The following is a 13,367-nucleotide window of genomic DNA, read 5'->3' as shown; positions in this document are numbered from 1 at the left end:
ACCGCTACCGCCGCACCGATTGCACACCACGTGCGCACCGGGACTTTGCTCGCCGGTGCACCGACCTGGCAAAGTCCGAGAGGACCGGCGTTGCCCGGTTCAGGCCGGCCGCACCATCGTGAACATCGCGGCGGGGCTGATCTCGGCGTAGTCGGCCGGGCCGCCCGCCCGCAGGATCGGATGAGCCGCCGCGGTCTGATAGACGCCATCGACCAACCGGTCGCGGTCGATGTGCACCGCGACCACCTCGCCCAGCACCAGCCAGGTGTCCAGGGCGGTCCCGCCGGCATCCTGCAGTCGGGTCAGTTGAGTCAGCCGGCATTCGAAGTTGACCGGGCTCTCCAGCACGCGGGGTGCGGAGACCACCGCCGACGGGACCGGCGTCAGCCCGCCGCGCTCGAACTCGTCCTGATCGGCGGGCAGGGTGGCGGCGGTCTCGTTCATCTGGGCCGCAAGGTCACGAGTGGCCAGGTTCCACACGAACTCGCCGGTGGCGTCGACGTTGGCGACGGTGTCCTTCCAGCCGATCGAGGCGAATCCGATGATCGGCGGACGATAGTTGAAGCCGTTGAAGAAGCTGTACGGAGCCAGATTTCGCACGCCGTCGCGGTCCTGGGTGGCCACCCACCCGATGGGGCGCGGGCCGATGATCGCGTTGAACGGGTCGTGGGGAAGTCCGGTTCCCTCGGCGGGGCGGTAGAAGTGGGCGTCGCGGCCGGCCATGTCTGATCTCTCACTCCCCACTGGTTCAGTTGCGAGCGCGGTGCACCCGCCACCGCGGCCGTCAGCGCCGCGCCGCAATATCATGCACCATGAGCGCCGCCGAGAACTGTGTGGTGACCCCGGGGTCGGCGAGGTCGGCCGCACACAGGTGCTCGATGCGACGCAGCCGCTGCGCAACGGTGTTGGGATGGACCACCAGCGCCGCGGCCGTCACGTTGCGATCCTGCTTGCATGCGAAATATGTTCGCAGAGTGGACATCAGCTCGGTTCGGTGGTCGGCATCATAGTCGAGTAATGGGCCCAGTGTGCGCCCGGCGAAGGCCGTGAGCTTGACCGGATCGTCCAGCTGCAGCAACAGGCCGACGATCCCGAGATCGTCGAGCGTCACCACCGCGCCGGTACGGCCGGCCTGCAGCGCGATATCCAATGCGCCCTTGGCGATTCGGTAGGATTCGCCGCCGCCGGCGGGCTGCGAATCGGAGACGGCGACGGTAGCGGTGATCTCCGGTGCCACCCGGGCCATCGCCTGATGCACCAGCACACCCGGCGGCGCGTCGGCCTCGGCAGTGTCGGGCCACAGCACCACCAGGGCACCGCCGTGCGTGGCCACCAGCGGTCGCGGCGCGAAGGCCGATGCCAGCTCGGTGACCACCGACAGCGCGCGCTGCCACGCCCGTCGCAGCCCCGCCTCGCTCGGCCCGGTGACGGTGGCCACGATCGCGACGTGCGCAACCGTGAGGTCGTGGCCCAGACGCTGGGCCCGCTCCAGCAGTTGTGGCGGTAACGACGCACCACCGGTCAGCACGTCGGCCAGCAATTCGCCACGGAGCCGCCGCTCCACCTCGGCCGCGGTCTGTTCACGGAGCAACTCGACCGACACCACGATGGACGCGTGCTCCACCGCCCGAACCTGCAGCGCGTCAAGGGAATCCACCGCACCCGGGAACCAGATCCGGGCGGCCACCTCTTGGCCCAGCCGCACGTTGGCCACCAGCCAGCCCGTCGGGACGCCCTCGGTGTCACGCACCGGCACCACGGTCGCCGTTGAGTCGTCGTCGGGGATACCGGAACGCGTTGCGGCCGAGGGTAACTCGGTATCGTCACCAGCACGGGCCAATTCGACGTAGCGCGCATCGTCGATCAGGACCGCCCGACCGATCAGATCGCCGAGCGCGGCGGCGATACCGCCGATCCCGCCCGAGCGCAGAGTGACCGCCAGCAACCGCTCGTGGATCTGTTCGGAGCGCGCCAGCGCGTCGCGCTGTTCGCGCAGCGAAACGGTCATGGTGCGCAGCTCGTCCAGGCGGCGCGCCGAGGTGACCGCGATCGCCGCATGGTTGGCCAGCAGGATCAACCGCTCGATCTCGTGCCGGGTGAACGTGTGCACCGAGGCGTAGTAGCCGTTGAGGGTGCCCAGCACCTCGGTGCCGGCGACCAGCGGCACGGCCACGATGGCCCGGTACCCCTGATCGCGGGCCACGCCGGCCCACAGGGCGAATTCGGGTTCGACGCGCACATCCCGGATGGCCACCGGTTCACCACCGTGGAAGGCCCGACTGGACGGGGAACCGCTGTCGAGCCGGATGGCCCGGTCCGAATTGACCCGCCGGACATACTCCTCCGACAGCCCGCTCCAGCCCTGCACCAACAGCCGGTCCCGGTCCGCGTCCGGGATGAGCACGCCGCAGAAATCGAAACCCAGCAGCGTCCGGGCGGTATCGGCGACCAGGCACAGCACCTCGGGCAGGTCGGTCTCGGCGCCGGCCTTGGCACTGAGGGTGCGCAGGGCGGCCAGCCATGTCACCAGCTCGGCACCCGGCCGGTCCTGGCCCGTCGATGTGGTCACCACATCAGTCTGCCCCAGCCACCTATGTTCGGGAGAACATACATCCGCATTGAATATGTCCGCATGGACATTGAAGGTCGTGCGCGCTGTGACGACACTCATAAGCATGACCTCCGCTACCGTCACCGACGCCCACCGCACGGGACCGCTGCCCGGCGAGTTCCGCGACATCGTCAACCCGGCAACCGGCGAGGTGATCGCCACCGTTCCCGAACACGGCGCCGGCGACGTCGACGCCGCGGTGACCCGGGCGCGCACCGCGTTCGAGGACGGTGCGTGGCCGGCCATGGTGCGCAGCGACCGCGCCCGGCTGCTGCTGCGCATCGCCGACGCGATCGAGAACGCCAGCGAGCGGCTCTACACGCTGGAGGCCCGCAACAACGGACGGCCGATCACCGAGACCCGGGCCCAGCTGTCCCGGGTCCCGGAGTGGTTCCGGTACAACGCCGGGCTGCTGGCGGCGCAGCGGCCGGCCGTGCTGCCCGGTGACGGCCCGTACCTGACCTATCAGCAGCGGCTGCCACTCGGGGTGTGCGGCATCATCACGCCGTTCAACCACCCGATGCTGATCCTGGCCCGCAGCCTGTCCGCCGCTCTCGCCAACGGCAACACCGTCGTGGTCAAACCGTCCGAGCTGACACCGCTGACCACCCTGGCGCTCGCCGAGATCCTCACCGGAGCCGGATTGCCCGACGGCGTGCTCAACGTGGTCACCGGGGCGCGCGAGGCGGGCCAACGGCTCACCGGCCACCCCGACGTCGCCAAGATCACCCTCACCGGAGGCACCGAAGCCGGCCGGTCCGCCGCCGTCGCGACGGCGTCCCGGTTCGCGCGGATCACCGCCGAATTGGGCGGCAAGACACCGGTGCTGCTGTTCGACGACGTCGACCCGCGCGTCGCGGCCGAGGGTGCGGCGTTCGCGGCCTTCGTCGCCGCGGGGCAGTCGTGCGTGGCGGGCTCACGGTTCCTGGTGCAGCGCGGTATCTACGACCAGTTCGTCGACGCGCTCAGTTCGCGCGCACATGCCATCCGGCTCGGCGATCCGGCACTGCCCGACACCCAGATGGGACCGCTGATCAGCGCCCGCCAGCGCGACAAGGTGGCCGCCCTGATCCAGACCGGGCTCGACGAGGGTGCCAGCCTGCGCGCCGGTGGCGAAACCCCCACACTGCCAAGCCCGTTCGACAACGGCTTCTTCCTGTCCCCCACTGTGCTCGCCGACGCCACCATGGATATGACGGTGGCCCGCGAGGAGATCTTCGGCCCGGTGGCGGTGGTCATCCCCTTCGACGACGAGTGCGAGGCCATCCGGATGGCCAACGACAATCCCTACGGTCTGGGCGCCGGGGTGTGGACCACCGACGTCAGCCGCGCCCACCGGGTGGCCGCACAGATCGACGCGGGCATGGTGTGGGTCAACGACCACCACCGGCTGGAACCGTCCCTGCCGTGGGGCGGCATCAAGGAGTCCGGTTCCGGAAAAGACGCCGGCACAGAGTCATTCGACGACTTCTCCTGGGTCAAGACGATCGTCGTGCGCACCGCGGCCGAGCCCGTCGACTGGTACGGCGACCAGCCGCAGCGTCGCTTGAACTGATCCCCCGCCCCGTCACCGAAAGGCTCACGCATGTCCCCCGGACGTTGGTATCACGACATCACCCGAACACAATGGCTCGTCCTGGCGGGAACCACCCTGGGCTGGGGGCTCGACGGCTTCGCCGGCAGTCTCTACGTCCTGGTGCTGGGTCCCGCCATGACCGAGCTGTTGCCGCACAGCGGGATCGCCACCGATGGCGCCGCGATCGGCTTCTACGGCGGCATGACCGTGGCCCTGTTCCTCATCGGCTGGGCAACCGGCGGAATCCTGTTCGGCATGCTGGCCGACTATTTCGGCCGAACCCGGGTGCTGTCCATCGGCATCCTCACCTACGCCGTCTTCAGCGCCCTGGCCGTGTTCGCCGACACCTGGTGGCAACTGGGAGCACTGCGCTTCATCGCCGGCCTCGGATCCGGTGTCGAGGCCCCCGTGGGGGCGGCGCTGATCGCCGAAACGTGGCGCAACCGTTTCCGCGCCCGCGCCGGCGGAGTGATGATGGCCGGCTACGCCGCCGGGTTCTTCATGGCCGCCGCCGCCTACGCGCTGTTGGGCGATCACGGTTGGCGCGCCATGATGCTGCTCGCCGGGATCCCGGCCTTGGTGGTGTGGTTCATCCGCCGCTACGTCCCCGAACCGCCCGAGATCGGCGCGCACCTGGAGGCCCGCAAGGAGCGTAAAGCGCTCGGGCGCAAGCCCGATCACGATCGGTTCGTGCTGCGCCGGCTGGTCGGTCCGCCGCTGCTGCACCCCATGCTGGTGTGCACCGCGCTGGCCACCGGAGCCCTGATCGCGTTCTGGAGCGTGTCGACCTGGTATCCGCAGATCATCCGGCAGATGACGACGGCCGATCAGTTGCCCAAGGATGTCGCCGACCACCGCGTGGCCGTGGCCGCGATGCTGTTCAACGCCGGTGGCATCATCGGTTACGCCACATGGGGATTCATCGCCGACGGTATCGGCCGCAAGAAGGCCTTCCTGATCAGCTTCGCGGTGTCCGCCGCCACCATCGTGTGGACATTTCCGCTCGACCGCAGTTTCGACGAGGTACTCATCGCGATGCCACTGCTGGGCTTCGGTCTGTTCGGCGCGCTGTCGGGCACCTTCATCTACGGCCCGGAACTGTTCCCGCCCAGTGTCCGGGCCACCGCCCTGGCGGTGTGCAACAGCGTGGGCCGCTATGTCACCGCGCTGGGTCCCCTCACCGCGGGCGTCATTGCCTCCTCCTGGTTCGACGGTGATCTGGGCATCGCGACTGCGTCGGTGTCGGCCATCGGCTTGATCGCCGTGATCGGGCTGGCATTCGCCAGGGAGACCAAGGGTGAGCCCATGCCCATGGACACGACCCCAGAGCAGACCCCGGACCGCACGGTCCCGCTGAGCGAAAAGAGCGCGTCATGACCGGACAGTCCGCATACTCCACCGCGTCGGCGATCGTCGTCGGAGGGTCCATCGGCGGCCTCACCACCGCACTGCTGTTGCGCGACCTCGGCTTTCACGTCGACGTGTTCGAACGCACCGCGACGCCGCTGGACGGCCGCGGCAGCGGCATCGTGCTGCAGCCCGACACCGTGCGGTGGTTCACCGAGCGCAGTTCCCAGGACCCGGCCGACCTGCACACCGCCACCGCCTACGTGCAGTATCTGGATCCCAGCGGCGCCGTCATCCATCGCGAACCGGCGCTGTGGACCTACACCTCGTGGGGAACGTTCTACCGGGCCCTGCTCGCCGATTTCGGCACCGAGTACTACCACTACGGGGAGTACGCCAGTGGATTCGACCAGGACGCCGATTCCGTCACCGTGCGGTTCGTCAGCGGCCGGACCGCGTCCGCCGACCTGGTGGTGTTCGCCGACGGCATCACCTCCCCCGCCCGGGAGTACTTCGACCCCGAGGCGAAGCTCGCCTACGCCGGGTACGTCGGCTGGCGCGGCACCGTCGCGCTGGCAAGCCTGGACCCGGCGACGCAGGAGGTGCTGCGGGATTCCATCACCTACACGGTGATCCCGCACTCACACATCACCATGTACCCCATCCCCGGCGAGCAGAGCCTGGACGAAGCCGACAGGCTGATGAACTACGTGTGGTACCGCAACGTCCCCGCGGGGCCGCAGCTCAGCGAATTACTCACCGACAAAAGAGGATTCAGTGGGTCGGTGTCTGTGCATCCGGGACAGGTACAGGACCGCTTCGTCGACGAGCTGCGCGCGGCGGCCAGAACACAACTTCCGCCTGCGGTGGCCGACGTCGTGGTCGGCACCGAACAGCCCTACCTACAGGTACTTTCCGATGTGCGGTCTTCGCGGATGGCGCTCGGGCGGGCCGCGCTGATCGGTGATGCCGCGTGCGCGTCGCGGCCGCACGCCGCCGCCGGGACGGCCAAGGCCGCCGCCGACGCGTGGGCGCTGGCCGACGCCCTGTCCACCGCGTCCGGTGACATCGCGTCGGCCTTGGCCAAGTGGGAGCCGGCGCAACTGCAACTCAGCGACTCGCTGCTGCGCCGGGTCGTCGACATGGGCGAACGCTCCCAGTTCCGCAACACCTGGATACCCGGCGACCCCGACCTGCGTTTCGGCCTGTACGGGCCCGGACTCTGAATTCCCCAGCTACGAGAGGATCTTGACATGACCGACAACAACTACCTGACCGATCTGCCGCTGGCCGGTGAACTGGTGGCCACCGATTTCGACAGCTGGCCCGAATGGCTCAAGACCGAGTTCGCCGAGCACGCGTTCGACGGCAACGTCGGATCCCGACTGCTGAGCGAGGATACCCGGGTGCGGGTCTGGGAGATCCGGTTGGCGCCGGGCGAGCGCTGGCATGCGCACCGGCACGTGCTGGACTACTTCTGGACCGCCGTCAACGCCGGCCGCAGCCGCCAGCACACCCACGACGGCACCGTGCGCGAGGTCTCCTACCAGGCCGGTGAGACCCGGCACTTCCAGTTCGGGCCAGGGGAATTCCTGCTGCACGATATCGAGAACATCGGTGACACCGACTTGGTCTTCACCACGGTGGAACACCTCGACAGCGCCAACACCGCCCTGGACATCGCCCGATGACCGCCACCCCTGCCGACGGCGTCATCGACGTGCACGCCCACTGGCTGCCCCGCGCGTTGTTCGGGTTGCCGCCCGGCGCGCCCTACGGGCCGATGAACGACCGGGACGGCCAGTTGTACCTCGGTGACCTGCCGTTGTCGATCGCCACCGACGCGATGAGCGACGAGGCCGCGATCATCGATGACATGGCCCGCGCCGGGGTGGGCATCCGGGTTCTCTCGGCACCGCCGTTCGCCTTTCCGCTCGGTGCCGAGGCGGCCGGGGTCGACTACGCGCGGGCGTTCAACACCGCGCTCGCCGAGGTGGTGACCCGAGCGGACGGAAAGCTGTTGGGGCTGGGCATCGTCAGCCTGAGCACACCGGAGTCGGTGACCGATCAGCTCACCGCGATCGCCGGGACCGACGGCCTGGTCGGCGTCGCGATTCCGCCGGTGGTCGACGGCGGCTCCCTGCACCGGGGCGTGTTGCGGCACATCGTCACCGAATCCGCCCGCCTGGGCCTGGCGGTGCTGGTGCATCCCATGCAGATCGGCCGCCCCGAGTGGGCCGACTACTACCTGGCCAACCTCATCGGGAACCCGGTCGAGACCGCCACCGCGGTGGCCAACCTGGTGCTGAGCGGTCTCAAGGACGAACTTCCGGCGCTGCGCATCTGCTTCCTGCACGGCGGTGGCTGCGCACCCGGGTTGTTGGGCCGCTGGGATCACGGTTGGCGTGCCCGCGCCGACGCGCGTGGCGGCTGCACCCGGCTGCCGTCGGAGGTGGTCGCCGACCTGTACTTCGACACCGTCACCCATGACGCACCGCAGCTGGAACTGCTTGGCAAGATCGCCGGCACCGACAAGATCGTGTGCGGCAGCGACTATCCGTTCGACATGGCCGAAGCCGACCCGGTGCGGTTCGCCGTCAAACACGGGCCCGACGAGCAGGCCTTGGCCCGGGCCGCACGAGCGTTCCTGGGGATGAGCCGATGACGAGCCTGTTCACCCCGTTGACGTTGCGCGACGTGACGTTTGCCCACCGGGCATGGATGTCACCGATGATGCAGTTCTCCGCGGTCGTCGACGGCCCCGAAGCGGGCACCCCGAGCGATTGGCATCTGCAGCATTTCGGGGCGCGTGTCGTCGGTGGCGTGGCCCTGGCCATGGTCGAGGCCACGTCCATGCACCCGGCGGGCCGCAGCAGCGTCTATGACCTGGGATTGTGGAACGACGCGCAGGTGCCCGGTTTCGCACGGTTGGCGGCTTTCATCGCCGACCACGGGGCCGTTCCGGGCATTCAGATCGTGCACGCCGGCCGCAAGGGCTGCACCGGGCGGCCCTGGCCGGACCCCGACCGGGCACCCGAATCCTGGACGACCGTGGCGCCCAGCCCGATTCCGTTCGGCCGCAACAACGTTCCGGCCGAGCTCGGCCGCGCGGATATCGACAGCATCGTGGCGGGGTTCGCCGATGCGGCCCGGCGGGCCGCCGCCGCCGGCTTCCGGGTGCTGGAAATCCACGGCGCTCATGGCTATCTCATCCACCAATTCCTGTCACCGGCGTCCAACGCGCGCACCGACGAGTACGGCGGATCGCCGGCCAACCGGATGCGGTTCGCATTACAGGTGGCCACCGCGGTCCGGGCGGCGTGGCCCGCCCACCTGCCGCTGTTCTTCCGGGTGTCGGCGACCGACTGGCTGGCCGGTGACACCGACGACCCGCGTCCCGGCTGGACCGTCGCGGACACCGTGGCACTGGCGTCCGAGTTGAAGACGGTGGGGGTGGACCTGATCGACGTGTCCACCGGCGGTGCGGTGCCGGATGCCAGGATCCCGGTGGCACCGGGTTACCAGGTCCCGTTCGCCAAGCGGGTCCGTGCCGAAGCGGAGATCCCGACCACGTCCGTGGGACTGATCACCGACGCCGAGCAGGCCGAAGCGATCATCTCCGGCGGTGATGCCGACGCGGTGTTCCTGGGTCGCAGCCTGCTGCGCAACCCGAACTGGGTGCGCGATGCCGCACAACGCAGCGGGGTCACCCTGCCGTTCCCGCCGCAGTACACCCGCGCGTTCACGTGACCCCGCCGATGAGCGTGTCGGCGCCGCGCTCGCGGCGCAGGGACCGCCGGGTCAGTTTGCCCCGTTGGCCGACTTCCGCTCGGCGAGCTTGTACTTGACCAGCGCGACCAAGGCCTTCGGATTGCGGGCCAACGCCACCGCGGCCTGGCCGCCCAGCTTGACTTTCTGTCCGAACGTCAGCTGCTGCTCTGGTTCCGGCATCGGCTCTCCCCTGTCGTCGGTTGCGCCCGAACAATAGCGTGCGTTGCGCCGGCGGCGACCGCCAGCGCAGTTGCTGGGCTAGACTCACTACGGATCATTCGCTACGCCATATTGAGGACGACGACCCGTGCAGATGTCGAGAAGCCGCTACACCGCGGCCGCGCTGGCCGCCTTCACCCCGTTGGCCGCCCTGTCCGTGATCACCGCCGCGCCCAGCGCCGCGTCCTGTGCCGAGGGCCAGACCGAGTTCAACGGCAACTGCGCGCCCGTGACGTGCAAGAGGGGCCAGGTCCGCGACGCCGACACCGGCGCGTGCCGCAGCGGCCTGGTGGAGGCCCTGCGTAAGGCCGAGGCCCCCGCGATCGCACACGTCACCCCCGAGGAATGGTCCAACTCGGCGCGGACGCTGGACCAGGTCCGCCGGATTCCGGGCACGCTGAACGACGTCAACAGCATCGTCAACGCAGCCATCGACATCCCGACCAGTATTTCCGGCGGTCTGGCCGACACCGCGAACGCGCTGTACTTCGCGGGCCTCGCGTTGAACGGCGCCGGCGGTGCCGTGCCCACGATCAACCCGCTGTCGGCTGTCGCCGACGCCGCCCAGGCGCTGCCGTCGCCCGGGGTGCCGAAGGTCGGTCTACCCAAGGTGGGCCTGCCCAAGATCGGCATGCCGAAGCTGTTCCAGAACTGCCTGCCGGTGAAGTTCGCCTTCTTCCGCCCCTGCATCTGACGCCCGCCGCCACGCTCAGGCGGCACATCCGTTGCGTCCACCCGTGGTAGCCCACAAGGTAGTGGGGTGAGTCACCTCGACGTCGTGGTCACCGGCTTGCTCGCGGCAGTCGCCATCCTCGGCGCGCTCGCCTGCAGACTGTCGGTTCCGTACCCGATCATGCTGGTGCTCGGCGGCGCCGCGTTCGGTTTCATCCCGGGCCTGCCCGATATCCGGCTCGATCCCGAACTGGTGCTGGCGCTGTTCCTACCACCGCTGCTCTACAAGTCGTCGATCTACGCCAACTTCGGTGACTTTCGCAGCAATTTCCGTGGCCTGACCCTCAACTCGGTGGTCCTGGTCCTGGTCACCATGTCCGCCGTGGCCTGCGCGGCGCACCTGGTCATCCCGGGGATGAGCTGGCCGGTCGCGTTCGTGCTCGGGGCGATCGTGTCGCCGACCGACCCGGTGGCGGCCACGGCCATCATGCACCGACTCGACGTCCCGCGCCGGCTGGTCAGCGATATCGAAGGGGAAGGACTGTTCAACGACGCCACCGCGCTGGTCGCCTATCGCGTGGCGGTGGCCGCCACGGTCGCGGGCAGCTTCGCGTTCGCCGACGCTGGGCGCAACTTCGTCCTCGGTGTCATCGGCGGGGTCGCGGTCGGGCTGGCGGTCGGCTGGATGTCGGCGTGGATCCGGGAACGGATCACCGATACCCAGATCAGCGTGACCATCTCACTGCTCACCGGATACGCCGCGTTCCTCCCGGCGCAGGCGTTGGGTGCATCCGGGGTGCTGGCCACCGTCACCGCAGGCATCTTCATGGCCATCCGCAGCCCGGAAGTGCTGGACGCGCGTCCGCGGCTGCAGGGCTACTTCGTCTGGGACATCGTCGACTTCCTGATCAACGCCACCCTGTTCGCGCTCACCGGACTGCAGTTGCACGCCATCGTCGCCGGGCTGCACAACTATCGGCTGCCGGCACTGGCGCTGTATGCGCTCGCCGCGGCCGGGACCGTGGTCGTGGTGCGCCTGCTGTGGTTCTGCGCCGTCCCCTCCCTCATCGGCCGGCTGGCACGCCGGCCACCGCCGCGGGTCGGGCCGCGTTCGGCGCCATGGCAATTGATCACGGCGTGGAGCGGCATGCGGGGCGCCGTCTCCCTCGCCGTCGCGCTGGCCATCCCGCTGTCCACCGACACCGGACCGTTCCCGCTGCGGGACCTGATCCTGTTCCTCACCTTCGCCGTCATCTTCTTCACGCTGGTGGCGCAGGGGCTCACGCTGCCGGCCCTGATCCGCCGGCTACACCCCGTCGACGAAGAACCCGACACCGACGAAGAAGTGCGCGCCCGGCTGCTGGCGTCCAAGGCGGCGATAGCCCAGATCGACCTGCTGGCCGACGAGGATTGGGCGCGCGAGGAAACCGTGCAACGGATGCGCGCGCTCTACGAGTACCGGTCGCGGCGCTTCGCGGCGCGGTTGGGCAAGATCGAGGACGACGGCTACGAGGACCGTTCCGGCGCCTATCAGCAGATGGTCCGCTTGGTGCTGCAGGCTCAGCGGCAGACGCTGCTCACCATGCGCAGGGAGGGTCGGCTGTCCAACGAGGTTCTCAACCGGATCCTGCGCGACCTGGACCTGGAAGAGTCGCGGCTGGAAGGCTGAGCCACCCGCACCCGCGCCTCGCGTACCCACGCCAAGCCGATGCCTGCGCTGCCGACGCGGGTCGCAGGTGTGCGGCAACTACTGGACCGCGCGCCGCACCCCGTCGATGGCGAAGAAAGCGCCGAGCCCACCCATGGCGATGCCGGCAAGCCGGTCGATCACTGCGGCGCCCCGCAGATACGCCCGCCTCGGCGCCGGCCGTGACATCACGGTCGCCACGATCAGATACCAGCACGCCTCGACGGCGGTCACGGTGATGGGCAGTGCGACCAACAGCCACGGTGCCGGGCGCAGCGGGAGCGCGGTGGCGAACACACTGCCGTACACGACGATCGCCTTCGGGTTGCTCAGCTGTGTCAACAGCGCGGTGACGAATGTCCGGCTGGTCGCAACGTCCTGCGCCTGCAGGGCGCCCGTCTCGTGGGTGCTGCTCCGCCAGAGCCGAACCCCGAGATAGATCAGGTAGATGCCGCCCGCGATCTTCAGCACCAGGAACAGTGGCCCTGCGTAGATCAGCGCGGCGCCCAGCCCGGTCGTCGCGGCCGTAGCGAAAACGAGTCCGCCACAGCCGATTCCGAGAGCAGCAACACGACCGTTGCGTGGTGTGGTCGACAATGCCGTCTGCGCCACCATCACGAAACTCGGCCCGGGGCTTATCGCGCCGATCGCGATGGCCCCGGCGATGGCCAACAAAGCCACAACGTCGCCGTTCATCTGCAGTTGATCCTCTCCGATTCGAGGCGTTCACCGGCGAACTCGCCGCTGCCCTGTCGAATTGACGATGCGGGCGGCGCAAGATCGCGGTATCAGCACGGGCCGAAATGCTCCACCCGCTCCTTGCGACGCTAGCCGAGAACGATGATGTCCGCTAACCGCTTATGCGACGACGACGGGCCTGCGTGAACGTCAGCCAGAGCGCCGAAATCAGGAAATAGAACGCACCGAAGGCGGCGTACGGTGCGATGGCATCCACCTGAGGTGCCACGGGGCCACCCGCTTTGATGACGAAGCTGACCCCTGCTGCCGTGGATTGGATGCCGCTGATGATCATCGGCCACTGTGCCCCGTGGCTCTTCCACCGGCGCACGGCGGTGGCCAGTTGCAGCAGACCCGACAGCGAAGCCCAGATCCCGAACACTCGGAGCACGTCGTTCATGCTCGACGCCAACGCGACCGCGACGGCGATGGTTGTCACCGAACTCACCACGGTGTTGAAAGCCTGTGTCGGGTTGCTCCGCAGCCCGCCGTTGCGCCGAGCGTCCACCACATTGGCGGCCGCATCCCATGCCGGGTAGATCAGCAGGAGTGTGGCAACCACGGCCGTCGCGGCGTCCGCCAGGCTGACGGCGGCGCCCACCCAGACAATCGAAAATGCCGCGCGGGCAAAGTAATAACGCTTCAGCCAGGCATCTCCACCAGTGGTCTGCCGCACTTCACCGACGGTCTCTGTCATCATCTCTCCTCTATCTCGGTGAGCACCAGCGATGAGAGCGAGGATGAAA

General features: G+C 68.8%; 13 protein-coding genes. 8 read left to right on the top strand and 5 right to left on the bottom strand.

Annotated elements, in window-relative coordinates; all coding sequences use genetic code 11:
• Window positions 1-99: 99 nt before the first annotated feature.
• Together AWB94_RS06385 and AWB94_RS06380 are read right to left on the bottom strand one after the other, a co-directional pair.
• Window positions 100-723, bottom strand: a complete 624-nt coding sequence (locus AWB94_RS06385; protein ID WP_062658960.1) for a flavin reductase family protein — start codon at window positions 721-723, stop codon at window positions 100-102.
• A gap of 61 nt (window positions 724-784) precedes the next feature.
• Complete coding sequence (locus tag AWB94_RS06380; protein WP_234811641.1) at window positions 785-2,569, bottom strand: helix-turn-helix domain-containing protein; 1,785 nt, start codon at window positions 2,567-2,569, stop codon at window positions 785-787.
• 106 nt (window positions 2,570-2,675) lie between these two features.
• Here AWB94_RS06380 and AWB94_RS06375 point away from each other — a divergent pair, with 106 nt between their 5' ends.
• The 6 genes from AWB94_RS06375 to AWB94_RS06350 are packed head-to-tail and all read left to right on the top strand — an operon-like array spanning window position 2,676 to window position 9,284.
• Window positions 2,676-4,166: an aldehyde dehydrogenase gene (locus AWB94_RS06375; RefSeq protein WP_062658961.1), complete on the top strand. Its 1,491-nt coding sequence runs from the start codon at window positions 2,676-2,678 to the stop codon at window positions 4,164-4,166.
• A 30-nt stretch (window positions 4,167-4,196) separates the two neighbouring features.
• Window positions 4,197-5,564: an MFS transporter gene (locus AWB94_RS06370; protein ID WP_062658962.1), complete on the top strand. Its 1,368-nt coding sequence runs from the start codon at window positions 4,197-4,199 to the stop codon at window positions 5,562-5,564.
• A complete protein-coding gene (locus tag AWB94_RS06365; RefSeq protein WP_062658963.1) occupies window positions 5,561-6,760 on the top strand; it encodes an FAD binding domain-containing protein in 1,200 nt (399 codons plus the stop codon). The genes AWB94_RS06370 and AWB94_RS06365 overlap by 4 nt, the downstream gene beginning before the upstream one ends.
• A 27-nt stretch (window positions 6,761-6,787) precedes the next feature.
• On the top strand, window positions 6,788-7,225 hold the full coding sequence (locus tag AWB94_RS06360; RefSeq protein ID WP_062658964.1) for a cupin domain-containing protein: 438 nt from the start codon (window positions 6,788-6,790) through the stop codon (window positions 7,223-7,225).
• Window positions 7,222-8,199: an amidohydrolase family protein gene (locus AWB94_RS06355; protein ID WP_062658965.1), complete on the top strand. Its 978-nt coding sequence runs from the start codon at window positions 7,222-7,224 to the stop codon at window positions 8,197-8,199. Before AWB94_RS06360 ends, AWB94_RS06355 begins: the two co-directional genes overlap by 4 nt.
• Complete coding sequence (locus AWB94_RS06350) at window positions 8,196-9,284, top strand: NADH:flavin oxidoreductase/NADH oxidase (protein WP_062658966.1); 1,089 nt, start codon at window positions 8,196-8,198, stop codon at window positions 9,282-9,284. Before AWB94_RS06355 ends, AWB94_RS06350 begins: the two co-directional genes overlap by 4 nt.
• Window positions 9,285-9,335: 51 nt before the next feature.
• Here the strand turns inward: AWB94_RS06350 and AWB94_RS35020 are convergent, their stop codons facing one another.
• Window positions 9,336-9,485 (bottom strand): hypothetical protein, encoded by a 150-nt coding sequence (locus AWB94_RS35020; protein WP_165576293.1) that lies wholly within the window; start codon window positions 9,483-9,485, stop codon window positions 9,336-9,338.
• A 127-nt stretch (window positions 9,486-9,612) separates the two neighbouring features.
• Between AWB94_RS35020 and AWB94_RS06345 the strand changes: the two genes are divergently transcribed.
• Window positions 9,613-10,218 carry a hypothetical protein gene (locus AWB94_RS06345; RefSeq protein ID WP_062658967.1) on the top strand — a complete coding sequence of 202 codons (606 nt, stop codon included), beginning with the start codon at window positions 9,613-9,615 and terminating at the stop codon, window positions 10,216-10,218.
• A 66-nt stretch (window positions 10,219-10,284) separates the two neighbouring features.
• Window positions 10,285-11,865, top strand: a complete 1,581-nt coding sequence (locus tag AWB94_RS06340) for a Na+/H+ antiporter (protein WP_062658968.1) — start codon at window positions 10,285-10,287, stop codon at window positions 11,863-11,865.
• A 78-nt stretch (window positions 11,866-11,943) separates the two neighbouring features.
• Here AWB94_RS06340 and AWB94_RS06335 read toward each other — a convergent pair whose 3' ends face one another.
• Window positions 11,944-12,579 carry a LysE family translocator gene (locus tag AWB94_RS06335; protein ID WP_062658969.1) on the bottom strand — a complete coding sequence of 212 codons (636 nt, stop codon included), beginning with the start codon at window positions 12,577-12,579 and terminating at the stop codon, window positions 11,944-11,946.
• A gap of 154 nt (window positions 12,580-12,733) precedes the next feature.
• Window positions 12,734-13,318, bottom strand: a complete 585-nt coding sequence (locus tag AWB94_RS06330) for a DUF308 domain-containing protein (protein ID WP_109762530.1) — start codon at window positions 13,316-13,318, stop codon at window positions 12,734-12,736.
• Between the last annotated feature and the right edge of the window lie 49 nt (window positions 13,319-13,367).

Source organism: Mycolicibacterium canariasense (assembly GCF_002101555.1).
Classification (GTDB): domain Bacteria; phylum Actinomycetota; class Actinomycetes; order Mycobacteriales; family Mycobacteriaceae; genus Mycobacterium; species Mycobacterium canariasense.
Note: the sequence above shows the minus strand (reverse complement) of the source record. Positions and strands in the feature narration are given on the sequence as shown.